The following is a 23,294-nucleotide window of genomic DNA, read 5'->3' as shown; positions in this document are numbered from 1 at the left end:
GCTATTTTAGGTCTATTCTGTTCGTTTTTACACCGATTTATATGGGACAGCCCTGGGATATTCAGGCATTGGACTTTAAGCTGGCGAAACAGCAAAAGTACTTGCCTGTGGTTTATAGCCGCAGAGAAATATCAGCAATTTTAAACCATCTGGAAGGCACTTATCGATTACAGGTTGAGCTAATGTATGGTAGTGGTCTTCGCAGTGCCGAACTGCTTTCTTTACGTATCAAGGATATAGACTTCGATAGTAATAATATTTTTGTCCGAGGCGGCAAGGGGGATAAGGATCGTACTACGATATTACCTAATGGGCTAGTTGTGCAATTACATAGACAAGTGGAGTCTGTTTCCCTATTGCACCAGCAAGATCTTTTGACTGGTTTTGGATCGGTTTATTTACCTAATGCTCTGGAAAGAAAGCACCCAAATGCAAGTCGGCAACTCACTTGGCAATACCTGTTTCCTTCCAGCACCATCGGTCAATGTCCTCGCTCAGGTGAAAACAGAAGGCACCATATGCACGCATCAACTTTGGCCCGCCAGGTTCGTATAGCGGTCAATCTGGCTGGAATCAACAAACCCGCACGCTGTCATGCATTTCGTCATAGTTTTGCGACTCACTTACTCGAAGCGGGTTATGACTTACGTACGATTCAGGAGCTGCTTGGGCATTCGGATGTAAGCACTACTGAAATTTATACTCATGTCGTAAATCGGGGGGATAAAGGTGTTTTAAGCCCTTCAGACCGCCTGCGTAACATTAATAAAATTGAAGAATCTGGAGCTAACTATTTTGTTGGGACTAAAGTAGGGCAAGTGCAGGGCCTTAGCTTATTGGCTACATCTTAACAGCGAGGGGATCGGATACCGGTTTTCGCCGGTATCGCAATAGAAGAATATAGAGATCGATTGAGTTATCCCGGTGTTACGTCACCATTCTGTGCACGGTGGCGCAGGGCATGATCAATCAGGGTCAGAGCCATCATGGCTTCGGCGATCGGCGTTGCACGAATGCCCACACAGGGATCGTGGCGGCCTTTGGTAACCACCTCAATGGGATTGCCGGAGCGATCAATGCTACGGCCGGGAATACGCAGGCTGGAAGTCGGCTTTAAGGCAATATGGGCAATAATCTCCTGGCCACTGGAAATACCCCCTAACACACCGCCGGCATTATTCGATAAAAACCCTTCTTCTGGGGTAATTTCATCGCGGTGCTCTGTGCCCTTTTGCTCCACACTGTCGAAGCCCACTCCAATTTCCACACCTTTTACCGCATTAATACTCATCAGGCCATGGGCCAGATCTGCATCCAGACGATCAAAAATAGGCTCACCAAGGCCGGCGGGAACGCCGCTAGCATGTACGGAAATTCGCGCACCGATGGAGTTACCCTCTTTGATCAGATCTTGCATATAGGCTTCCATTTCGGGAACCCGCTCGGCATCAGGACAGAAAAAGGGGTTCTGCTCTACCTGATCCCAATCCAGCTTCTGGACTTTGATCGGGCCTAGCTGGGAGAGATAGCCACGCACTTCAATTCCATATTTTTGTTTTAGCCATTTCTTGGCGATAGCTCCGGCAGCAACCCGCATAGCCGTTTCACGGGCGGAGGAGCGGCCACCCCCACGGTAGTCGCGAATGCCGTATTTTTGCCAGTAGGTGAAATCAGCGTGGGCTGGCCTTACCTGCTCGGCAATATTGCCGTAGTCCTTGGAGCGCTGGTCGGTATTTTCAATTAACAGGCCAATGGGCGTACCGGTGGTTTTACCTTCGAAAACACCGGAGAGGATTTTTACCTGGTCGGGCTCGCGGCGCTGTGTGGTATAGCGCGAGGTGCCGGGCTTGCGGCGGTCCAGCTCTCGCTGAATTTCTTCTTCGCTAATCTCCAAGCCCGGGGGGCAGCCATCGACGATACAGCCGAGCGCGGCGCCGTGACTCTCGCCAAAGGTGGTGACACAAAACAGCTTGCCAAAGGTATTGCCCGACATAAACGACTTTTCCAGCTAATAAATAGTAAAACAGGGATTCCCCGCAAAAAGGGCCACGTATTATAAATGATCCGCCGGCCCCGGCGTGGCAACCGGGGTAAAAAGCACAAATGTCCGCGCAATTCGCCCCAATGGATAACCTGGCAATCCCGATTACCGGGCTCACAAAAGAACCTACTCTTTTTCGAAGTAAGGTTGGTAGGCGAGAAGCTCTTCGCGGGTGATAACAAAAACCCCGTGGCCACCCTCTTCGAATTCAGGCCACATAAAGGGCACGTCTGGAAAAGCCTGCTCCAATGCTTCCCAGCTATTACCCACTTCGCAAATCAACAGCCCTTCGGGCTGCAAGTGATCAGCAGCTTTACACAGTAGACGGCGGGTAAAATCGAGGCCATCATCGCCGGAGCCCAGTGCAATATCCGGCTCGGCCCGATACTCTTCGGGCATTTCCGCCAGATCGCGAGCATCCACATAGGGGGGGTTGCAGACGATTAACTCATAGCTAAACCCCTGCAGGCCAGCGAAGAGATCTGACTGCACCGCGCGCACCCGCTCATTCAGCTGATGGCGATTGATGTTTAGCTGAGCCACTTCAATCGCGCCCTCAGAGATATCACTCAAGTCGACACGCGCTTCCGGGAAGGCTTCGGCACAGGCTATGCCGATACAGCCACTGCCACAGCAGAGATCCAGTATCCCCAGGGGCTCTACATTGAGCCAGGGTTGGAAATTGCGCCGAATCATTTCGCCAATGGGCGAACGCGGCACCAGTACGCGCTCATCCACGTAAAACGTCATATCGCAAAAATGGGCTTCCTGGGTCAGGTAGGCCGCCGGCAGCCGTTCGGTAAAACGCCGCTCCAATAGAGTGAGCACATCGCGGCGCTCTTCCATGGTCAGCCTCGCCTCCAGTATTTCCGGCTTACTATAAGGAGGCAGGTGCAGGGCGTGAGTGACCAGCAATACCGCCTCGTCCCAAGCGTTATCGGTACCGTGACCATAGTAAAGGCCGGCCTCGTTGAATCGGCTGGTGCCCCAGCGAATGTAGTCTAAAACCGTGGTCAGCTCATGCAGGCTGGATTCACGCCTTTCTATCATCGAATCTATCCTTAAGTACTGTGTATCTCATCAGGGCCTGTTGACGCTAATTTAATGACCTCTTTTGCGGCTATAAAAGCGCCAACCAAAGCACGAGGAGTGTAGCTTGGTTACTCCAAATAAACGACGAGTAACACTGAGTGGCGCTGGTATAGCCGCAACCCAACGGGCTGAGACCCTTTTTCCATCCAACTGTATGATCAGTCGCTTATGTAGAATGCCCAGATAGCACTCCTTCTGCCTTGCTGAACAAAAAAGGGCCTCCGGCAATAGCTATCAAATTAGTATCAGCAAGCCATGGGGTCCGCGCGGATCTTTACTCTCGGGTTACAAACGCTTAGGGTAGCGCACCCGCCCTTCGGGCTGAGATGTTGGAAAGAGCAGCATGAACGAACACTACGCGCGAATTATTGAAGCAATCGGCGAAGATCCGCAACGCCCAGGACTAAAAGATACCCCGGAGCGCGCCGCCAAAGCCATGGAATACCTGACCCGTGGCTACCAACAAACTGTGGAAGATGTGGTCAATGACGCGCTCTTCCCATCTGACTGCAGCGAAATGGTGCTGGTTAAGGATATCGAACTCTACTCCTTATGTGAGCACCACCTACTGCCGTTTATTGGCCGCGCCCACGTAGCCTATATTCCCAGTGGCAAAGTTGTTGGCTTGTCCAAGGTAGCGCGCATCGTCGATATGTTTGCACGTCGCCTGCAAATCCAGGAGCAGTTGACCGTGGAAATTGCCGAGACCCTGCAGAATGTAACCGGTGCTGCCGGCGTCGGTGTGATCATCGAAGCCAAGCATATGTGCATGATGATGCGCGGTGTGGAAAAACAGAACTCCGTTATGAAGACTTCGGCTATGCTCGGTACTTTCCGCAGCAATCAAGCCACACGCAATGAGTTCCTCTCCCTGCTGCGCTAATAATCGGGCCCTACAGGAGCCAGCGGCTCCTGTAGCCACTTTGATTGTGGAGTGAACGCTATGCCTCACCTGATCATAGAGTATGCGAAAAATCTGGAAGAAAAGATTTCTGTCGCTGCGTTGGTCAGCTCAGCACAGGAGGCAATGCGTCGCTCTGGCTTGTTCGCCTCTCACAACATAAAGACTCGGGCCAAGTCCTACGAACAGTTTATCGCCGGGGATAATGGCAATAGCTTTATCCACGCGGAGATCCGTCTGCTGGAGGGGCGTTCTTCACGGGAACGAGAAGCGCTGAGCTCGGCCGTCTTTAATAGCCTGTGCCAATTTGCTGAGGGCGTTCCCGCAGTCTCTGTCGAGGTGCGGGAGATGGATGCCAGCTGCTATTCCAAGCGGGTACCCTTCTAGGCGTCGGCTTCACCACGCAAGAAAGGCGCAAACCACTCTGCAATCGCCTGAGCTCCACTTTCCTCCAGATGCAGGTGGTGACTACCGGGCATTTCCTGCGCTTCAATACCCTGACACCCATGAAGCACCGGGCGCAGACGCTCAATCATTTCCGCAATGCCATCCTCAGCCAAAACCAGCTGCACCGGCATACTCAGTCGGGATAGATATGCTTTGATCTGCTGCTCATTAAGCTTTGCGGTGGAAGCTGCCATGAGTCGGGGATCATTGCTCCAGGTGTAGCCGCCCTCTACCTCCCGAGTGCCCCGTTCAGTGATTGCCCGCGCGGCCCATTCAGTCAGGGGGAACATACCGTTCTTGCGGGCTTCTACCGCCTCGTCAAAGGTGCTGTATACCTTCAGCCTGCGCGCCGCATAACGGGCCCGCTGGGCAATGGCTTTGGCAAGGTTCTCCGGAGCCTCTTCATCCTTGGTAAAGGGGGGCACCAAACCGTCGATCAACGCTAATCGCTTTACCCGGTCGGGAAAGGCTCCAGCAGTAATGACTCCAGCTATTGCCCCCCGTGAGTGGGCGACAATGGAGAATTTACGCCAGCCGAGTGCATGTACCACTCCCAAGACATCCTCCGCCTCCTCCCAAATGTTGTAGTTGGCGTCGAGTGAGCGGTGATAGCTGCGGCCGTGCCCCGGCATATCCAGCGCCACCAGATTGATGCCCGGCAACAGAGGCGCCAGTCGATCAAAGCTGGCACAGTTATCCAGCCAGCCGTGAAGCGCTATCACAGGCTCCCCCTCCCGATCACCCCACTGACGTGCGGCAATCGTTTTATTATCGAATTCGAGGGTAATTTCACGAGGAGTGATTTGATTCATCGCCAATTGATGTCCGTCGGATAATTTCTAAAACAGAAGCAGGGATGGTGCGGCCCCCCACAAGCATCCGCAATGACAGTTGTGATCAGCTCAGTAGTGATTTATTGGCAGACGGCAGTCAGCGGCACTATTCGGTGTGCTGCAACCACTCCAGCTCGGCACAGCCGTTGGCCCAAACCTCTGCGCTTACACAGGCGAGACTGGAGGTTGCCATGGGATACCGGTTGTCGCTGCCACACAGGCCGTTGAGAAGGCTACCCACCAGCGGTTGATGGCTGACCAGCAACATAGGGAAAGTATCCTGTGCTTGTATCTGATCGAGCAGCTGTTGCGGATTAGTATCGCCAATCAGCAACGGCTCGCTTGTCACTGACAGCCCCAACTGTGCAGAGACAATCGCGGCAGTTTCCTGGGTGCGCACAAAGGGGCTGGCCCAGATTGCGCGTACTGCCGACAATTCTTGTGCGCGTCTATTACAAACCTGCGCGACCTGCCTGCGTCCGCGCTCCGTCAGAGCCCGCTCTGCATCATTTACGAGCATCGGTTCTGCCTTACCATGACGCAAGATAAACAGTTGCATGGCGATTTCCTCAAGGTTCATTGTTGACGCGGCAACGCTTGTCATGAGAATCAGAGCAGTACGCTAACTGAAGATGGTGAGCCGACACCTGCACAGCAGGCATCGGCAAACAGCGCAATAGAATTAACGGCGGGAGATCAATCAGTTCTTGTCAGAGGGCTTGTCGGCATCATCGGCACTCTCTTCGACAAGCTCAGGCTTTTCTTCTGCGCCCTCGGGTTCGGCGCTGCCTAATATAATGGCATCTTCAGCTTCATCTTCGCTAGAACCCTTTTCACTTTTGGCCTCAGTGGAAACCACCTCTGCAGAAACTTCTTCTGCGGCCCCATAGCCAGAAAGATCTTCCACATCGGACTCGGGCCACTCGGCAAATGGGAAGGGTTTTTCGTTCGAGTTATAAATCAGGAATTGGATTGCCTGGTAAACATAAGAAGCGAGCTGGTCGCCAAAGCGCCGCAAATTATCGTTAGATTTTCCATTGATAATCGAAAACAGGAATTGCAGTACCACCACTGCCATCAATAACCATGCGGCAACCTGAAGACACAGCGCAAACAGCACCATATAGATAAGGCGCACCCATTGGTTGCCGGAGGAAAGATTGCGCTTTAGATCGTCATTGTTCATATGAGGCTTCCATTTAAGGCTTGGCCGAGTAGGCCACATCAAAAGTTTGCGCGCCCGACATCAAATTACGAATCACCTCAGGAATCGGCCGCTGTTCAAATAATATGGCGTGAATCGCAGAAACCAAGGGCATGTAGACTCCCATTTCGTCAGCTTTCTGCTTAATCAGACGAACCGTATTCACCCCTTCGGCCACCTGACCAATTTCTGCGACAGCCTGATCGAGTGGCTTGCCTTTACCCACCATATAACCCACCCGATAATTGCGACTGAGATCGGATGAACAGGTGAGAATCAGGTCACCGACACCGGCCAGGCCAATAAACGTCATTGGGTCTGCACCCATGGCTTCGGCAAAACGCATCATTTCTGCCAGAGAGCGGGTGATCAATAAACTGATGGTATTTTGCCCACGATCCATCGCCGCAGCCATACCGGTGACGATTGCGTAGATATTTTTCAGTGCACCAGCAAGCTCCACACCAAACACATCATTACTGGAATAAACCCGGAAAGTTTCCGAGTGCAGTGCCGATTGGATATCTTTGCAAAGCACCTCGTCTTCACTAGCCACCACCGTTGCAGTGTAGTGCCCCGCAACAATTTCTTTTGCAAAATTCGGTCCGCTCAAAACACCGACGCGCATACCATTGGTTTCTTCGCGGAGGATGTCACTCATCAAGTGGAAATTATCGTGCTCAATTCCCTTGGTGGTTGAAATCAGCATGGTGTCCGGCGCCAGGAAGGGGGCCACCTTTTTTACCACTTCGCGAAAAGACTTACTGGGAATGGCCACAAAGACGATATTGCAGCCATCGATGGCTCGCTGGAGGTCGCTGGTAACCTGTAGCTCCGGGTGCAGAGGTACGCCGGGCAAGTACTTGTGGTTCTCGCGAGTGTCGCGACATTCGGCTGCCATCTCTGCATTTCGCATCCACTGGCGGGTATCGTGGCCATTGCTCGCTACGATATTAGCAATTGCCGTCCCGAAACTGCCGCCGCCCAATACGGCAATAGAGAGGGGGTTGGAAGTTTCCTTTTGCATTCTCACACCGATAAAGCTTCTATTTAAGACTTGCGGATTATAGAGCTATGATCCGCCAAGCCCAATGGGATCCATTTGTTTAAAGTTGTCACTAACTGTGCAAAACAGCACACTAAATAGCAAAAACGACCCACTACCTTGACCAACCGATAAAAAAGGTTAGTTTGGCAGGGGCCGCCTTATAGGGCGCGGCAAACGCCAATTGGCGTTTGCTACATACCACAGAGCGTCGATTTATATCGCCCGCTTAAACCCTCGCTAGCCGTGCATTTCAAGCAGCAGCGTATTGAGGCGGCGCACATAGTCAGCCGGATCTGCCAGCTGGTTACCCGCAGCCAGATTAGCTTGGTCCATCAGGATATTGGTCAGGTCGGCAAAGCGATCTTCATCTTGCTCCTGGTCCAAACGCTGTACCAGCGGGTGGGATGGATTGATCTCAAAGATCGGCTTGGCTTCCGGCAAGGCTTGGCCGGCCTGCTCAAGAATACGGCGCATCTGTGGGCCCATATCCTGTTCACTCACCACCAGACACGCGGGAGAGTCCACCAGGCGGGTAGTCGCGCGCACAGATTCAACGCTGCCATCCAGAACACCCTGCACCCGTTCAACCAGGGCGCCGGACTCCTGCACCACTTTTTCGTGCTCGGCCTTGTCCTCTTCGCTCTCTGCTTCACCCAGATCCAATGCACCCTTGGCAACATCCTGGAATTGCTTGCCATCGAACTCATTCATATGGCCCACAAACCACTCGTCCACCTGATCGGTGAGCAGCAGTACCTCGATACCCTTCTTGCGGAAAACTTCTAAGTAAGGGCTGGACTTGGCCGTGGCGAAGTTATCGGCACACACGTAGTAGATGGCTTTCTGGCCATCCTTCATGCGGCCCACATAATCTTCCAGGGACTGGTCTTGCTTTTCAGTGTCAGCACGGGTGCTGGCAAAGCGCAGCAACTTAGCAATCTTTTCCTTATTGGAAAAATCTTCTGCCGGGCCTTCTTTCAGCACATTGCCAAACAAATCCCAGAGTTTTTGATACTGATCGCCGTCCTTCTTCGCCAGCTTGTCGAGCATATCCAGCACGCGTTTGGTTAGCGCGCTCTTGATCGCATCGGTATTGCGATCTTGCTGCAAGATTTCACGGGATACATTCAACGGCAGATCATTGGAATCCAGAACACCCTTCACAAAGCGCAGGTACAGCGGTAGGAACTGCTCGGCGTCGTCCATGATAAAGGTGCGCTGTACATACAGCTTGAGACCACGGGCAGCATCGCGCTGATACAAGTCAAACGGTGCGCGCGCCGGGATATACAGCAGACTGGTGTAATCCTGCTTGCCTTCGACACGGTTGTGACTCCAGATAAGGGGGTCGTCGAAGTCGTGGGAGATATGCTTGTAGAACTCCTTATACTCTTCAGATTTCACTTCGGAGCGCGGGCGAGTCCACAGAGCCTGGGCAGCGTTAACCGCTTCAAACTCAGGTGCTTTCTCTTCTTTCTGTTCCTCACCCTCTTCTGTCGCCGGTGCTTCCTCTTTCAGCATTTCCACCGGAATGGCGATGTGATCGGAATACTTTTTAATGATGGAGCGCAAGCGCCAACTATCGGCAAACTCTTTGGCTTCGTCTTTTAAGTGCAACACCACGCGGGTACCGCGCTGTGCCCACTCAACCGTTTCCACGGAGTATTCCGCTTCGCCGTGGCACTCCCAGTAAACGCCCTGGTCTGCATTCAGGCCGGCGCGACGAGTAAACACACCCACTTTGTCGGCAACAATAAATGCGGAGTAGAAGCCGACACCAAATTGGCCGATCAGGTGTGCATCTTTTTGCTGGTCGCCGGTCAACTGCTGCATAAAGGCAGAGGTACCGGAACGGGCGATAGTGCCGAGGTTTTCGATAACCTCGTCGCGGCTCATACCGATGCCGTTATCGCTGATAGTAAGGGTGCCCTCTTCCTGATCAAACTCAATGCGGATGCGCAGATCCGTATCGTCACTCAGTAATTCGGGGTTGGACAACGACTCAAAACGCAGCTTGTCAGCGGCATCAGAGGCATTGGACACCAGCTCGCGCAGGAAAATCTCCTTATTGGAGTAGAGCGAGTGGATCATCAGGTGTAGTAGCTGCTTGGCTTCCGTCTGGAATCCATGGCTCTCTTTTTGGGCCTCAACGGTCATCTATTGGTCTCCCCGTACAAGTCAATCGGAATAGGGAGCAAATATTGGGCCCCAGCGACAAGTTTCAAGGGGGAAAGTTAAACGGCGTGCCAGAGGGGATCAGCGATCCCCTCTGGTCTGGGCGGTGGCAGGGGTATTTTCGTCAGTAATATCGAGCACAAAATTAGCGGTAAGGTCTGAGATAACACGGGACTCCGCATTCATCAGGATCGCAATACCTATTTTCAGCTTCTCCGAGTAGGCGATCGCTGCGCGGAAACCTGCCACCCAGCCTCCATGGTAGATAATACGGTCGTCACCGATGGTATACAGGCGCCAACCCAATCCATAACCGGCATGGGACAGATAATCCCTCCAGATACGGTGGCGCATATGGCGTTGAGTCGTCACGCGCTCTGTGGTCATATCCGCGATCACCTCGGGCGACAGTACTTTGGGGTAGTAACCCATCTGCGCTTTCAACCACTGGGCCATATCGGAAATGCTGGCATTGACACCGGCTGCCGGCGCAGCGAAGTAATATTCTTTTTCCACTTTAACCGGGCGCCAGCCACTGCCCGTCTGGATATGTGGTGCCGCACGGTTATCGGAGGCCATAAAGCTCTCCCACCCCACCGAGGCATTCTGCATTTTGAGCGGCACAAAGATACGCTGCTTGAGCTGACGGGCAAATGAGACACCGGTCGCCTCGAAGATTACATCCTCGATCAAGCTAAACAACACATTTTGGTAGCCATAGCACTTCCCCGGCGTGCAACGCGGGTCGATATTGGCAAACTTCGGCAATATCTTGCTGAGAGGCTTGTTATCCTCGAGATAATTGTCGTAGGCATTGGGCGTCAGACCCGAGGAGTGGCTGAGCAGATGCTCCACTTCGAGCTGCCGCGACAGTGACGGTGTCTTAAAGCTCAGGTCCGGAACATAGTTGACCACCTTGTCATTCCACTTGAAGCGGTTTTCATGCTCCAACATCGTGGCCATACTGGCAGCAAAGGTCTTGGATACCGACGCCAGACGGAACACGGTATCGCGATCCACCTTGCCGGACTTACCCCTGACTCTCACGCCATAGGTATCCATTGCGACAACCCGATTGCCATCGACGATGACATAGGCGCCGCCAGGTATAGACTTACCCGCCATCATACGCTTGAAATATCGGCCAAATTCTTTGGCCCTTTCGTCTATTTCAACCGCTCGCGCAGGTAGTGACAGACTCCCCAGCATTAACAGGAAGAGAAGAATACACGTCTTTTGGGCACGTGCGTGGTAGACGATAGTCGAGAGAATTGCAGGTCTCATAAGCAAATCGAGCCGCCAAAGCAATCCGGTAGTTGCAGATAAGACTAGCAGCCAGCGGGCAAAAACTCTATTTAGGCGCCACTCAGGACTGACTGCTGAATTCTAGTCTGCATTTTTCCTCCCTGCGGGGTGGTTATGCCAATAAGCACACACCCACGCAATAAGGCTCACAGAAACAAAAAAACCGCCTTGCGGCGGTTTTCGTCGGGGCCTGAACCCCAGCGCAAAAAGCGTCTTACAGCTTTTCGGCATTCTCACTCAGGTATGCCGCTACGCCTTCAGGAGAAGCGTTCATACCTTTGTCGCCTTCCTGCCAGCCCGCAGGGCAAACTTCACCGTGCTCCTGGTGGAACGCCAGAGCGTCAACCATGCGCAGCATCTCGTCAACGTTGCGGCCCAGCGGCAGATCGTTAACAACCTGGTGACGAACATTGCCTTCTTCGTCGATCAGGAAGGAACCGCGGAAAGCTACACCAGCGTCGGCTTCTACGTCGTACGCCTGGCAGATTTCGTGCTTAACGTCAGCAACCAGGGTGTATTTAACTGGGCCGATACCGCCGTCATTGACGGAGGTATTACGCCATGCGTTGTGAGAGAACTGGGAATCGATGGAAACACCGATCACCTCAACACCACGCTTTTCAAACTCCGCGAAACGGTGATCGAAAGCGATCAATTCGGAAGGACATACGAAAGTGAAGTCCAGCGGGTAGAAGAAAACTACCGCTTTTTTGCCTTTGATCGCCTCTTTCAGGTTGAAGGTATCGACGATTTCGCCGTTACCCAATACCGCTGCAGCGGTGAAATCCGGAGCCGGCTTGCCTACCAGAACGGCCATGAAAACCTCCTCAATCCAATGATGGTTTGTTGATAATGCATGAAGTGTTCAATTTATACACAATAGCTATAAATTGAATGGGAATTAATAGTGGGTCGCTATGATACACACCCACTTATTTCAGGCCCATAAATTTTTTAAATTGGCCTGATAGCAAAACATTGATGCGTGAACTGCACCCCAAAACGGGAATAGATACCCAACAAAGTGCACAAAAAACAAACGAAATGATCGGTATGCAATCATTGCGGAATCTTATTGACACTCATTCTCAATTGCAATAGGATTCCTAACTGACTAATATTGAGTAAGAATCAAATAGAGCCTGTAGCAATGTATGTATGTATCTGTAAAGGCATAACCGATCGCCAAATCAAAGAGGCGATCTACGACGGCTCCACTTCAGTGAAAGCGCTCCGGCGCCAGCTGGGCGTTTCTTCTCAGTGTGGCCGCTGTGCCGAGCAGACCAAGGAAATCATCGACGAGACCATAGGCAGAGGTATGGTTTCCTCGGCCAACAATGGCCTCTTCTACTCCGCCAGCTGATTCCGCCCCCTAAACAGAGCTGCGGCCTCCGTCGGGTGGCCGTCAAAGTACCCCTCCCACAAAATCTACCGACAAGCGCTTAGGCTAAACCGATTGTATGCAGGTGCATCCGTCGCCCACCTATACAGAAGTACCGCCGCCTATACCTTTACGAACAACTACACTCCAGCTTTTGGAGCGTACCTCTGGTTATGATCCTGGCGGCACTTGCTCTCTTCCACCAACCCCATCACTCTGACTTCAGCGTCTACCCCCTGGCCGGCCCCCGTCAACGTCTTACCGTGGCGGGATCTAAACAACCGCAATCACTCTCGCGCACCCCTGTCTGTTATTGCCGGTGTCACCATCACGGTTGCCGGGACTGTATTCTCCATTATCGCGGTGGCCTTAACCCTCCCCTCCAATCAACTTGGCCCGCACCTGTTGCAAGATTTCATCCGCGATCGCACCACTCAGATATCTCTGGGTACCTTCCTGGCAACTTACGCCTAGGCGCTTGTCACAATGCCCTCAATTGGCGCTGCGGAAACCGGAATGAAGTAACTCCAGTCTCGCCGTACAAACTGCCTTATTAGTCACCCTGATCAGCGTTGGACATCTGGTTTACTTTATTCACAATGTTGCGCAACCCATTCAAGTAGACAACTTTACTCACCGAATTAATCTGAAATTCCACCAGGCTATAGAGCACGAGCATCCCATTACAATAAAAACTCCAAATGCTGAAAAATTTGAAACCCTCCGCCTGTAATAGGGCAGCAACGGGGCTGATACTCCCACTCCCAGGGGGTTACATTCAGCTTATTGATCGACAAAGAATTATTAACACTTCGCAACGGTTTTACTACTGCGTGAAAATCTGCTGTCGCCCGGGAAATTACTGGCACCACAGGGGAAAGATCGGACGAATCTTTCCGGCAATCCACTCTGAAGTGATAATCCCTCTCATTCAATCTGCAATACAAATCAGCGCTCAACCAACCACGGAATAGGATATTGTTTTTTCATACGGCAGCTGTCCCAACTAGCAGTCCGCGCCTATCGCCTAGCATCAACAACCCGCTTACTGCTTACGCCTATATCGACCGTCTGGCAGAAGGGTCGATCATCGTGTTAAAACAGCCCGAAGCGGCCAATTATTTCACCGACGCTACGGGAGAGTTGCGATTGATTAGCAATAAGTTTGAGTTTATCCACCTTCTCAGTGCATCGTTGGATGAGGTTGTCGAGCACGGCCGTGTAAGTGGTGTATTTATACGTCACCTGCTGGTATCGAAGGAGGAATAGATCGAAGCCTGCCAACGGCCAAATAACAGGCTGACATTACTTAATTATTTAAACCGAGTGGAGAGTGATAATGAGATTTTTATAAAAAGCAAAATCGACAAAAAAACCATACAAGGCCAAATATCTAATATTCGAAAAAAAATGAAAGCCTGATATATCTTTTTCTGCAACCTAAATGAGAATTATTTTCGTTGTTATTTTCTGCTGAATTTACGTTAAAACCCTTGTTTTTTCTGCATTCCGCAACTAGAAACTTTCTCTTGACTTGCCGCAAATCGCAACGCAAACTCGGCCCCGATTGCAGCTGCAACCCTACAATAAAATCAAGTGAAACGGCCAGCCGCAGACTTTAGTGACTAATAATCTTTAGCCGCTAAAAATATCAACTAATCTCTAGCGACTAACAAATAGGAACTCTCTGCTGAGCTCATTGAGTTCACAGGATCTCAGGAGCACAAGCTATGAAAGGCGACCCCAAAGTTATTGAGCATTTAAACAAGGTACTGGGCAATGAACTGGTAGCGATTAACCAGTACTTCCTGCACGCCCGCATGTACGACAACTGGGGTCTGAAAGAGCTAGGCAAGCAGGAATATCACGAGTCCATCGATGAAATGAAACACGCCGATTGGCTGATCGAGCGTATTCTTTTCCTTGAAGGTATTCCTAACCTCCAGCACCTGGGCAAGCTTCTTATCGGTGAAAATACTGAAGAAATGCTCAAGTGTGACCTGAAAATTGAATTGAAAGCGATTCCCGATTTGCGCGAAGCTATCGCATACTGTGAATCAGTACGCGATTACGGAAGCCGGGAATTACTGGAAAAAATCCTCGACTCTGAAGAAGAACACGTAGATTGGCTGGAAACCCAGCTGGAACTGATCGACAAAGTTGGCATCCAGAACTACCTGCAAACTCAGATGGAAACAGCAGCCGGCGACTCCGGCAAGTAATTACCCGGCTGTCTCACAGGCACAAAAAAACCGCGGCTATCAGCCGCGGTTTTTTATTTTTACAATGTCTCAGTCAAAGCTAGCCGGCAAAGACATTGCAGCAACACATGAGAATTACTCTTCGCCTTCACTCTCCGCAGATGCCTCATCAACCAGCGTTTTCAGCTCACCATTTTCATACATCTCCATAATGATGTCACAGCCACCGATCAATTCGCCTTTCACCCAAAGCTGGGGGAAGGTCGGCCAATTCGCGTATTTAGGAAGCTCAGTACGAATATCCGGATTTGCCAGGATATCGACATAGGCAAAACGCTTGCCGCAGGCCATCATCGCCTGAGAGGCCCGCATGGAAAAGCCGCACTGGGGGGCGTTGGGGCTACCTTTCATGTAAAGCAGGATGGTGTTGTCAGCGAGCTGCTGCTTGATGTTCTCCAGTGTATCCATAAGCGTGAAAAACCTCAGGTGGTCGAAGCAAAAAATGAATGTGTGTACCGCACCGGCACCAAGGCCATTGCGCACTGACCGCTATTGTACCCTAGGGGAGGCACCAATAAGTACATCCTACGCCATATGGGACAAAAGGCCACAGGGCCCAGCTGCGGTCGCCATGTTGAAATTTCAATCGTCGGGATAACATACACGACATAAAGCCTGTGTTACTATTGCCAAAATCAGGATAAATTGCAGATAAAGGCCATAAAACAGCACTTTCTGCGGAATACTAGTGAATCCAAGCGTTCGACACCTAAGGAGATGTCCCAGTGGCTACCCCAACACTCATGCAAAACTACGGAGAGCGAACCCTCACTCTGGTGAGGGGAGAAGGCAACTATGTGTGGGATAACCAGGGGCGACGATACCTGGATGCCATTTCAGGTATCGCGGTATGCGGCTTAGGACACTGCCACCCCAAAGTGACTTTGGCCCTGCACGAACAAGCCCGAACCCTTTTGCATGTGTCCAACCTATACAACATTCCGGCACAGGAACAACTGGCAGACAAGCTGGTGCACCTGTCAGGCATGGACAATGTATTTTTCTCAAACTCTGGCGCTGAGGCTAATGAAGCAGCCATCAAGTTGGCGCGTAGACACGGCAACGCGCGCAACCTGAAGACCCCGCAAATTATAGTCATGGAAGGGGCCTTCCACGGGCGAACCCTCGCCACACTGACGGCTACGGGCAATGAAAAAATCCAAGAGGGCTTCGGCCCTCTCCCCGAAGGTTTCCTTCGGGTTCCCTTTGACGATGTTCCGGCCATAGAAAAGCTCGCCGCTGAGCGCAACGATATCGTCGCAATACTGGTAGAGCCCGTTCAGGGCGAAGGCGGAGTCCGCATCCCCTCAGGCAATTACCTCAATCAGTTGCGCGGACTCTGCGACCAAAACAGCTGGCTATTAATGTTGGATGAAGTACAAACCGGCAATGGCCGCAGCGGAAAAATGTTTGCTTACCAGCACACGAGCATACTGCCAGATGTGGTTACTACCGCCAAAGGCCTGGGAAATGGTGTACCTATCGGCGCCTGCCTGGCACACGGCACTGCGGCCCAGCTCTTTACTGCGGGTACCCATGGCTCGACTTTCGGCGGTAATCCGCTTGCCTGTAGTGCCGCGCTCGCGGTTGTCGAAACACTGGAGAGTGAGTGGTTAATTGAGCGTGCCGAAATATTGGGCGAACGACTGCTGCAACATCTGCGCCAGCAACTCTCAGATTGCAACCAAGTTAAAGAAGTGCGCGGCCTGGGACTGATGGTCGGAATAGAGCTACTCCAACCCTGTGCCAAACTGGTGGACATGGCTCGCCAGCGGGGGGTGCTGATCAATATTACTTCAGGCAACGTCGTGCGCCTGCTGCCTCCGCTCACACTCACCGATAGCGAGTGCCATCAATTAGCAAACGATGTCAGCTCACTGATTCACCAGTTTGCGCTGCAAGCAGTCTGAGATAAAAAGGGAGAACCGCTTATGGCGATCAGACATTTTCTCACCCTGGCAGATCTGTCAGCGGAGGAACTCACCCAGGTTATTGAACGTGCAATCGAATTAAAAACACTGCGTGCCCAGGGAATTACCACCGACCTTTTCCGTGGCAAAGTACTGGGGATGATTTTTGAAAAATCCTCCACCCGCACCCGCGTTTCCTTCGAAGCGGGGATGGCACAAATGGGCGGCAGCGCCCTCTTTCTATCCCCTCGCGATACCCAATTGGGCCGCGGAGAGCCCGTCGAGGACAGTGCGCGGGTAATCTCCCGCATGGTGGACATGGTGATGATTCGCACCTTTGGCCACCAGGTATTGGAGCGTTTTTCCGAGTACTCCAAGGTACCCGTGATCAACGCCCTCTCTGACAGCTACCATCCCTGTCAGCTGCTCGCAGATATCCAGACCTTTGTGGAGCATCGTGGCAACCCAGAGGGTAAAGTCGTTGCCTGGGTCGGGGATGGCAACAACATGTGCCATTCCTACATTAACGCGGCGCGCCTGTGCAATTTTGAACTGCGTATCGCCTGCCCTCCTGGCTATGAGCCAAATGCCAATATCCTCGCTTCGGCGAGCGACCGTGTCACTCTGGTCCACAGCCCAGTAGATGCCGTTAAGGGGGCCGACTGGGTAGCTACCGATGTGTGGGCCTCAATGGGCCAGGAAACCGAACAGCAAACCCGCCTTAGAGCTTTTGAAAAGTTTCTGGTGAACCATGAGCTGATGAGCTACGCCAATAGCAACGCCGTGTTTATGCACTGCCTTCCTGCCCACCGCGGGGAGGAAGTCAGCGACGATTTGTTGGAGGATGAAGCCATTTCCGTAGTCTGGGACGAGGCAGAAAATCGCCTGCATGCACAAAAAGCATTGATGGAATTTCTTCAGGACAACAGTCGCTAAAAGCCACCTGTTAACGCGTGCCCATGTAGTCATTACCATGGCTACATGGCGCCAGTTGACCCATTGCCGCTATTTTCATTTCTCTCACTTCAATCGTCGCGCCCACTCTTTAATGCTACTGACGCCCGGAGCGCTGAAATTGCCGCATTTTGGCGATTGGTGCCGCTGGGTATTTTTTAAACAGCAATTTCGTCAACATTAAATAAGCGCCAACAAATTGACTGTTTTAGTACCACTTTGCTCAAAGAGCAGCCATTTGCAGATGGTTATTGCCGTTGTTAATTTAAAGGGCCTCAGCTATTAAAAAAAATTGTAAGGCTCTGTACCCGGGCCATCACTACGACATCGATTCCTTTACAGCCTAGAGCTGGCGGGCCCTGCCGCGAAAGTGGCTACTGACTCAGCCCCGCTACCCACAATTTATCCACAAAAAACTACAAAGTTATTCGCCTTGAACTGACCCGCCTACCGCATTATCTTGTAGCGCAATCGAGGCCGACCCCCTATATATTGGGGTAGAGGCCAAAGAGGACCCCCAGCTTATGGGGAAATTTCCGGCGTTACATCCCGTATTTTGGCGGTGGACGTCAGACGCTGTTTTTTTCAAAGCAGAATCAGAGGTAAGCGGGCGGAATGGAACTTCCGCCACAGGCAGCAGCTGGCAAACCTTTTCAAAGAGCCAGTAATAAGCCGCCTGTTTCCAGTGTCCACAGCTGTGGATAAACACTGGCAAAGCGAAGGACCCGCTCCGCCATGCCACGCAGTCAAGTGGCCGCTGTTCTTTAGAACACACGCGGGCAGACAACAGTACAAACCTTTCGGAGATATACATGCACACAGAGACGGGGCGCTCTCAAGCCGTGCCTGCAGAAAATTCAGGCACCACCAGCGACCAGGCAACTGGCGGCACTACCCTGGCCGCCACTGCACCGGGCCAGATTCGCGTCATCAAGCGCAACGGCACCGTTGTACCCTACGACGACAGCAAAATCGCCGTCGCCGTTACCAAAGCCTTTCTCGCTGTTGAAGGCGGCACTGCCGCTGCTTCCAGCCGCGTCCACGAGCAGGTTGAGGAGTTGGTCGGCCAGATAAGCACGACGTTCAAGCGCCGTATGCCCTCTGGCGGCACTATCCACATTGAAGAAATCCAGGACCAGGTGGAACTGGCCCTGATGCGCGCCAGTGAACACAAGGTAGCCCGCGACTATGTGCTCTACCGCGAAGAGCATGCACGCCTGCGCGCAGAAAAAGACAAAACTAGACAGATTGCCGAGCAAACAGTCGATGTCCACCCCAGCATCCGCGTAAAGCAGGACGACGGCAGTCTCGCGCCCCTTGATATGGAGCGCCTGCGCACTGTGGTCAGCGAAGCCTGTGAAGGCCTAAAAGACGTCGACTGCAACGCAATTCTCGGCGAAGCCCTGAAAAACCTATACGACGGCGTATCCGAAAACGATATTAATACCGCACTGGTCATTACCGCGCGCACCCTGGTTGAGCAAGAACCGAATTACACCTTCGCTACCGCCAGCCTGCTATTGGACAACCTACGCTCCGAGGCCCTGCGTTTCCTCGGCGTTGCCGAACGTGCCACCCAGCACGAGATGGAGAAGCTCTATGCCTCCGCTCTGCCGGCGTACGTCGAAAAAGGGATTGAACTGGAACTGCTCGACCCCGCCCTGGCCACCTTCGATCTGGAAAAACTCGCCCAGACCCTGAAGGGCCAGCGCGATCACCAGTTCACTTACCTGGGCCTGCAGACCCTCTACGACCGCTATTTCCTGCACAGCGATGATATCCGTTTCGAGCTGCCGCAGATCTTCTTTATGCGTGTCGCCATGGGCCTCAGCATCAACGAGGAAAACAAGAACGAGCGCGCAGTAGAGTTCTACAACCTGTTGAGCTCCTTCGACTACATGAGTTCCACCCCAACGCTGTTCAACGCCGGCACCCTGCGCCCGCAGCTGTCCTCCTGCTATCTGACCACGGTACCGGACGACCTGCACGGCATCTACGGCGCTATCCGCGACAATGCCATGCTCTCCAAGTGGGCCGGCGGCCTCGGTAACGACTGGACTCCGGTACGCTCCCTCGGTTCCTATATCAAAGGCACCAACGGCAAATCCCAGGGTGTGGTTCCCTTCCTGAAAGTCGCCAACGACACCGCCGTTGCCGTCAACCAGGGCGGCAAACGCAAAGGCGCCGTGTGTGCCTACCTGGAAACCTGGCACCTGGATACCGAAGAGTTCCTCGAGCTGCGCAAGAACACCGGTGATGACCGCCGCCGCACCCACGACATGAACACCGCCAACTGGGTCCCCGACCTATTTATGAAGCGCGTGTTCGAAGACAAAGAGTGGACCCTTTTCTCTCCGGCAGACTGCCCGGACCTGCACGACCTGTTCGGCACCGCCTTTGAAGAGCGCTACAACCACTACGAGCAGCTGGCTGCCGAAGGCAAGCTGAAGTTGTTCAAGAAAGTTCGCGCCCTCGACCTGTGGCGCAAGATGCTGGGTATGCTGTTCGAAACCGGCCACCCCTGGATCACCTTTAAAGACAGCTGTAACCTGCGCAGCCCGCAGCAACACGCCGGTGTGGTACACAGCTCCAACCTGTGCACCGAGATCACTCTCAACACCAAAGCCAACGACGAAATTGCCGTATGTAACCTGGGTTCTATCAACCTGGCTCAGCACATCGCCGAAGACGGTCAACTCGACCGCGCCAAGCTGGCCAAATCGGTAAAAACCGCTGTGCGCATGCTCGATAACGTGATCGACATTAATTACTATGCGGTCGAGAGTGCGCGCCAGTCCAACATGCGCCACCGCCCGGTAGGCATGGGCCTGATGGGCTTCCAGGATGCGCTGTATAAAGCCGGCATCGCTTACGCCAGCGATGAAGCGGTCGCTTTTGCCGATAGCACTATGGAGGCGATCAGCTTCGAAGCGATCTCCACTTCCAGCGATCTTGCCGCCGAGCGCGGCAAATACCAGACCTACGAAGGCTCCCTGTGGAGCAAGGGTGTTCTGCCATTGGATTCCATCCAAATCCTGGCTGAGCAACGCGGGCATCAATTTATCGAACAGGACACCAGCTCCACTCTGGACTGGGACAGCCTGCGTGAAAAGGTGAAAGCCCAAGGTATGCGTAACTCCAATGTGATGGCGATCGCCCCCACCGCGACCATTGCCAATATCACCGGAGTTTCCCAGTCGATCGAACCGACTTACCAAAACCTGTATGTGAAATCGAACCTGTCCGGCGAATTCACCGTAGTAAACCCCTATCTGGTACACGACCTGAAAGCTCGCGGCCTATGGGATCAGGTTATGGTTAACGACCTGAAATACTACGAAGGCTCGGTACAGAAAATCGATCGCGTACCGGAAGACCTGAAAGCAAAATACTGCACCGCTTTTGAAGTGGATCCGCGCTGGATCGTGGACGCTGCCAGCCGTCGCCAGAAATGGATCGACCAGGCCCAGTCCCTGAACCTGTACATCGCCGGTGCCAACGGTAAAAAGCTGGACTTGACCTATCGCATGGCCTGGTTCCGCGGCCTGAAAACCACTTATTACCTGCGCGCCCTGGCTGCCACTACCACAGAAAAATCTACTGTGAACAGCGGCACCCTGAACGCTGTAAGTGCACATGGCAGCAACGGAATGGCTGCAGCGGCACCTGCCGAACAGACGGTGGCACCGGCAGCAGTGCCCCAGGCCTGCTCACTGGACGACCCTGAATGCGAGGCCTGCCAGTAAAATTCAAGTCCCCTTAAAAGGGGCTGTACCAACTCTCGGGGGAGAGCGTCGTCACCGCAAATGCGGGCATGACCATGCGCAGCGACCCCGGTCCACCCACCGGTTAAATGGTGGGTAAAATCACAGGACCGGGGATCGGCTGCGGCTCAATCGCTACGATTTATTTTCCCGAAATGATCAAGTGCAATTGCCAGCGAAAGCTCTGTGCATAAAAACGCACAAAAGCGCAGCAATAATTGATCTGGCACAGGATTTTCTGCGCCCAGGCGAGTTAAAAATGCTGGCCTGCAATAAATTATCACCGGCAATAAATACTGCCGGTATGCCACCCCTGTTTGCACTCTATTTGTGAGTAGAGCACCAGGAAGACTACAGAATTTTTTATCGATTGTTCGATAGAATGAGACCGATTAAAAGGGCCAACTATGCTGAGCTGGGACGATATCGACACCAAGCCCCAACAACCTGAAAAAGCACCTGAACCGCGACCGGCGCCGGAAGCCCAAGCGAAAGCTGTGCAAGAGCCCAACGCTACTTACACAACGGAAACCACGGCCACTCCAACGTCGCCTGCGGCCCTAAACGCTTCTGCTGCCGTTGATGCCGCGCGCGCAGTAATTGCTGATATGGACCCAGCTCCCGGCCTGGAAGAACTGGAAATGGGCGCAGCCCGTATTCAGGTGGATGAAAAGCGCATTATAAATTGCCGCGCCGACCTCAACCAGTTGGTACCTTTTAAATACGACTGGGCCTGGCAAAAATACCTGGACGGCTGCGCCAACCACTGGATGCCCCAGGAAATTAACATGAACAAAGACGTGTCCATGTGGAAAGATCCCAACGGTCTGACCGACGACGAGCGTCGTATTGTGGAATATTCGCTGGGATACTTCTCCACGGCTGACTCCCTGGTTGCCAATAACCTGGTACTGGCCATCTATCGCCACATTACCAATCCTGAGTGCCGCCAGTACCTGCTGCGCCAGTCTTTTGAAGAGGCCATTCACACCCACGCCTACCAGTACTGTGTAGAGTCCTTGGGCATGGATGAGGGCGAAGTCTTCAATATGTACCGCGAAGTCCCCGCCGTTGCCAAAAAAGCGGCCTGGAGCCTGTCCCACACCCAGGCAATCGGCGACCCCAACTTCAAAACCGGTACCGTTGAATCCGACCAGGAACTGCTGCGCAACCTGATTGCCTTCTATGCCGTGACTGAAGGTATCTTCTTCTACTGTGGTTTCAGCCAGATCCTGTCCATGGGCCGCCGCAACAAAATGACCGGCGTTGCCGAGCAGTTCCAGTACATCCTGCGCGATGAGTCTATGCACCTGAACTTCGGCATCGACGTGATCAATCAGATAAAACTGGAAAACCCACACTTGTGGACAGCGGAGTTCCAGCAAGAAGTTTCACAAATGATTCTCGAAGGTATGGAACTCGAAGTGGCTTACGCCCGCGACACCATGCCCCGCGGCGTACTCGGCATGAACGCGAAGATGATGGAGGAATACCTCCAGTTTATCGCCAACCGCCGCCTCAGCCAGCTAGGCCTGAAAGAGCAATTCCCCGGCGCCCAGAACCCATTCCCCTGGATGTCTGAGATCATGGACCTGCGCAAAGAGAAAAACTTCTTTGAAACCCGTGTTATCGAATACCAAACCGGCGGCGCCTTGCAGTGGTAAGCGCCTGTGAGTCACAGCATTAAGTGACTCAAATCACAGCATCTGGTGACTTTGAGAATATTTCTTATTTGCCAGGTTAAGCGTTTAGAAATATATAAAAAAGGTTTATAAATACTAATTGCGAGGTTTCGTTCTAACGAAACCTCGCACCACAGGCTGTAGAAATGGAATTACTACAAAAAGAGTCACTCACAGGAAGTGATGTATTGAAGCGGGCATAATGCCCGTTTTTTTTATACCTAATTGGAAGTGATAGATTGAGGCTGTAATTTAAATTGTGTAACTGCTCATGCCCCCATACTCTATACCGGAGC

At 52.6% G+C, this 23,294-nt stretch carries 21 protein-coding genes and 1 pseudogene; 12 read left to right on the top strand and 10 right to left on the bottom strand.

Features of this window, described 5'->3' with window-relative positions:
* Positions 1–851, top strand: an 851-nt coding sequence (locus MO867_RS14535) for an integron integrase (protein WP_252470377.1), incomplete at its 5' end; no start/stop codon positions are given.
* Positions 852–916: 65 nt separating this feature from the next.
* On the opposite strand, the gene aroC is transcribed toward MO867_RS14535, so the two are convergent.
* Both aroC and prmB read right to left on the bottom strand, forming a co-directional pair.
* Positions 917–1,993 carry a chorismate synthase gene (gene aroC / locus MO867_RS14530; protein ID WP_252470374.1) on the bottom strand — a complete coding sequence of 359 codons (1,077 nt, stop codon included), beginning with the start codon at positions 1,991–1,993 and terminating at the stop codon, positions 917–919.
* A 174-nt stretch (positions 1,994–2,167) separates the two neighbouring features.
* Positions 2,168–3,091, bottom strand: a complete 924-nt coding sequence (prmB, locus tag MO867_RS14525) for a 50S ribosomal protein L3 N(5)-glutamine methyltransferase (RefSeq protein ID WP_252470372.1) — start codon at positions 3,089–3,091, stop codon at positions 2,168–2,170.
* A 385-nt stretch (positions 3,092–3,476) separates the two neighbouring features.
* On the opposite strand from prmB, the gene folE reads away from it, so the two are divergent.
* Positions 3,477–4,016 (top strand): GTP cyclohydrolase I FolE, encoded by a 540-nt coding sequence (gene folE / locus MO867_RS14520; RefSeq protein ID WP_252470370.1) that lies wholly within the window; start codon positions 3,477–3,479, stop codon positions 4,014–4,016.
* 60 nt (positions 4,017–4,076) lie between these two features.
* Positions 4,077–4,421, top strand: a complete 345-nt coding sequence (locus MO867_RS14515) for a 5-carboxymethyl-2-hydroxymuconate Delta-isomerase (protein WP_252470368.1) — start codon at positions 4,077–4,079, stop codon at positions 4,419–4,421.
* Here MO867_RS14515 and MO867_RS14510 read toward each other — a convergent pair.
* From MO867_RS14510 to MO867_RS14480, 7 genes are all read right to left on the bottom strand, one after another.
* Positions 4,418–5,293: an alpha/beta fold hydrolase gene (locus tag MO867_RS14510; protein ID WP_252470366.1), complete on the bottom strand. Its 876-nt coding sequence runs from the start codon at positions 5,291–5,293 to the stop codon at positions 4,418–4,420. The two genes, MO867_RS14515 and MO867_RS14510, sit on opposite strands and share 4 nt — an antisense overlap.
* 127 nt (positions 5,294–5,420) lie before the next feature.
* Positions 5,421–5,873 (bottom strand): phosphohistidine phosphatase SixA, encoded by a 453-nt coding sequence (gene sixA / locus MO867_RS14505; protein ID WP_252470364.1) that lies wholly within the window; start codon positions 5,871–5,873, stop codon positions 5,421–5,423.
* Positions 5,874–6,014: 141 nt separating this feature from the next.
* Positions 6,015–6,500: a DUF4389 domain-containing protein gene (locus tag MO867_RS14500; RefSeq protein WP_252470362.1), complete on the bottom strand. Its 486-nt coding sequence runs from the start codon at positions 6,498–6,500 to the stop codon at positions 6,015–6,017.
* A 13-nt stretch (positions 6,501–6,513) separates the two neighbouring features.
* Entirely contained in the window at positions 6,514–7,545 is a 1,032-nt protein-coding gene (locus tag MO867_RS14495; protein ID WP_252470360.1) for an NAD(P)H-dependent glycerol-3-phosphate dehydrogenase, read from the bottom strand.
* A 258-nt stretch (positions 7,546–7,803) separates the two neighbouring features.
* On the bottom strand, positions 7,804–9,723 hold the full coding sequence (gene htpG, locus MO867_RS14490) for a molecular chaperone HtpG (RefSeq protein ID WP_252470358.1): 1,920 nt from the start codon (positions 9,721–9,723) through the stop codon (positions 7,804–7,806).
* A gap of 99 nt (positions 9,724–9,822) precedes the next feature.
* Positions 9,823–11,025 carry a serine hydrolase domain-containing protein gene (locus MO867_RS14485; RefSeq protein ID WP_252470356.1) on the bottom strand — a complete coding sequence of 401 codons (1,203 nt, stop codon included), beginning with the start codon at positions 11,023–11,025 and terminating at the stop codon, positions 9,823–9,825.
* A gap of 235 nt (positions 11,026–11,260) precedes the next feature.
* A complete protein-coding gene (locus MO867_RS14480) occupies positions 11,261–11,863 on the bottom strand; it encodes a peroxiredoxin (protein ID WP_143730920.1) in 603 nt (200 codons plus the stop codon).
* Positions 11,864–12,166: 303 nt separating this feature from the next.
* Here MO867_RS14480 and MO867_RS14475 point away from each other — a divergent pair, with 303 nt between their 5' ends.
* The 5 genes and pseudogenes from MO867_RS14475 to bfr all read left to right on the top strand — a co-directional run bounded on the left by MO867_RS14475 (position 12,167) and on the right by bfr (position 14,649).
* A complete protein-coding gene (locus MO867_RS14475; RefSeq protein WP_373565894.1) occupies positions 12,167–12,409 on the top strand; it encodes a bacterioferritin-associated ferredoxin in 243 nt (80 codons plus the stop codon).
* Between the two features lie 207 nt (positions 12,410–12,616).
* Positions 12,617–12,901: a DUF2254 family protein gene (locus MO867_RS14470; protein WP_252470354.1), complete on the top strand. Its 285-nt coding sequence runs from the start codon at positions 12,617–12,619 to the stop codon at positions 12,899–12,901.
* A gap of 67 nt (positions 12,902–12,968) precedes the next feature.
* Positions 12,969–13,160 (top strand): annotated as a pseudogene (locus MO867_RS24020) (DUF2254 family protein); the annotation flags it as partial.
* Between the two features lie 245 nt (positions 13,161–13,405).
* Positions 13,406–13,696 carry a DUF2254 family protein gene (locus MO867_RS14465; RefSeq protein WP_252470353.1) on the top strand — a complete coding sequence of 97 codons (291 nt, stop codon included), beginning with the start codon at positions 13,406–13,408 and terminating at the stop codon, positions 13,694–13,696.
* Between the two features lie 461 nt (positions 13,697–14,157).
* The gene (bfr, locus tag MO867_RS14460; protein ID WP_252470351.1) at positions 14,158–14,649 is read left to right on the top strand and encodes a bacterioferritin; all 492 of its coding nucleotides are present in this window, start codon (positions 14,158–14,160) and stop codon (positions 14,647–14,649) included.
* A gap of 114 nt (positions 14,650–14,763) precedes the next feature.
* On the opposite strand, the gene grxD is transcribed toward bfr, so the two are convergent.
* Positions 14,764–15,096, bottom strand: a complete 333-nt coding sequence (gene grxD / locus MO867_RS14455) for a Grx4 family monothiol glutaredoxin (protein WP_252470324.1) — start codon at positions 15,094–15,096, stop codon at positions 14,764–14,766.
* Between the two features lie 317 nt (positions 15,097–15,413).
* On the opposite strand from grxD, the gene MO867_RS14450 reads away from it, so the two are divergent.
* From MO867_RS14450 to MO867_RS14435, 4 genes are all read left to right on the top strand, one after another.
* Entirely contained in the window at positions 15,414–16,598 is a 1,185-nt protein-coding gene (locus MO867_RS14450) for an aspartate aminotransferase family protein (RefSeq protein WP_252470312.1), read from the top strand.
* Positions 16,599–16,619: 21 nt separating this feature from the next.
* Positions 16,620–17,534 (top strand): ornithine carbamoyltransferase, encoded by a 915-nt coding sequence (gene argF / locus MO867_RS14445; protein WP_252470310.1) that lies wholly within the window; start codon positions 16,620–16,622, stop codon positions 17,532–17,534.
* A gap of 830 nt (positions 17,535–18,364) precedes the next feature.
* Entirely contained in the window at positions 18,365–21,298 is a 2,934-nt protein-coding gene (locus MO867_RS14440) for a ribonucleoside-diphosphate reductase subunit alpha (protein WP_252470308.1), read from the top strand.
* Between the two features lie 425 nt (positions 21,299–21,723).
* Positions 21,724–22,980: a ribonucleotide-diphosphate reductase subunit beta gene (locus MO867_RS14435; protein WP_252470306.1), complete on the top strand. Its 1,257-nt coding sequence runs from the start codon at positions 21,724–21,726 to the stop codon at positions 22,978–22,980.
* The last annotated feature ends 314 nt before the right edge of the window (positions 22,981–23,294 follow it).

It is taken from the genome of Microbulbifer okhotskensis (assembly GCF_023895975.1).
GTDB classification, from domain to species: Bacteria; Pseudomonadota; Gammaproteobacteria; order Pseudomonadales; family Cellvibrionaceae; genus Microbulbifer; species Microbulbifer okhotskensis.
The sequence above is the reverse complement of the archived record's forward strand: the minus strand, read 5'-3'. Positions and strand labels throughout refer to the sequence as shown.

What these genes read in the sequence shown, in the direction of transcription:
- MO867_RS14515 (WP_252470368.1), top strand. Translation starts at nt 4,077, where the DNA reads ATGCCTCACCTGATCATAGAGTATGCGAAAAATCTGGAAGAAAAGATT.
- aroC (WP_252470374.1), bottom strand. Translation starts at nt 1,993, where the DNA reads ATGTCGGGCAATACCTTTGGCAAGCTGTTTTGTGTCACCACCTTTGGC.
- folE (WP_252470370.1), top strand. Translation starts at nt 3,477, where the DNA reads ATGAACGAACACTACGCGCGAATTATTGAAGCAATCGGCGAAGATCCG.
- grxD (WP_252470324.1), bottom strand. Translation starts at nt 15,096, where the DNA reads ATGGATACACTGGAGAACATCAAGCAGCAGCTCGCTGACAACACCATC.
- argF (WP_252470310.1), top strand. Translation starts at nt 16,620, where the DNA reads ATGGCGATCAGACATTTTCTCACCCTGGCAGATCTGTCAGCGGAGGAA.
- MO867_RS14435 (WP_252470306.1), top strand. Translation starts at nt 21,724, where the DNA reads ATGCTGAGCTGGGACGATATCGACACCAAGCCCCAACAACCTGAAAAA.
- MO867_RS14495 (WP_252470360.1), bottom strand. Translation starts at nt 7,545, where the DNA reads ATGCAAAAGGAAACTTCCAACCCCCTCTCTATTGCCGTATTGGGCGGC.
- prmB (WP_252470372.1), bottom strand. Translation starts at nt 3,091, where the DNA reads ATGATAGAAAGGCGTGAATCCAGCCTGCATGAGCTGACCACGGTTTTA.
- bfr (WP_252470351.1), top strand. Translation starts at nt 14,158, where the DNA reads ATGAAAGGCGACCCCAAAGTTATTGAGCATTTAAACAAGGTACTGGGC.
- htpG (WP_252470358.1), bottom strand. Translation starts at nt 9,723, where the DNA reads ATGACCGTTGAGGCCCAAAAAGAGAGCCATGGATTCCAGACGGAAGCC.
- MO867_RS14485 (WP_252470356.1), bottom strand. Translation starts at nt 11,025, where the DNA reads ATGAGACCTGCAATTCTCTCGACTATCGTCTACCACGCACGTGCCCAA.
- MO867_RS14480 (WP_143730920.1), bottom strand. Translation starts at nt 11,863, where the DNA reads ATGGCCGTTCTGGTAGGCAAGCCGGCTCCGGATTTCACCGCTGCAGCG.
- MO867_RS14440 (WP_252470308.1), top strand. Translation starts at nt 18,365, where the DNA reads ATGCACACAGAGACGGGGCGCTCTCAAGCCGTGCCTGCAGAAAATTCA.
- sixA (WP_252470364.1), bottom strand. Translation starts at nt 5,873, where the DNA reads ATGCAACTGTTTATCTTGCGTCATGGTAAGGCAGAACCGATGCTCGTA.
- MO867_RS14510 (WP_252470366.1), bottom strand. Translation starts at nt 5,293, where the DNA reads ATGAATCAAATCACTCCTCGTGAAATTACCCTCGAATTCGATAATAAA.
- MO867_RS14500 (WP_252470362.1), bottom strand. Translation starts at nt 6,500, where the DNA reads ATGAACAATGACGATCTAAAGCGCAATCTTTCCTCCGGCAACCAATGG.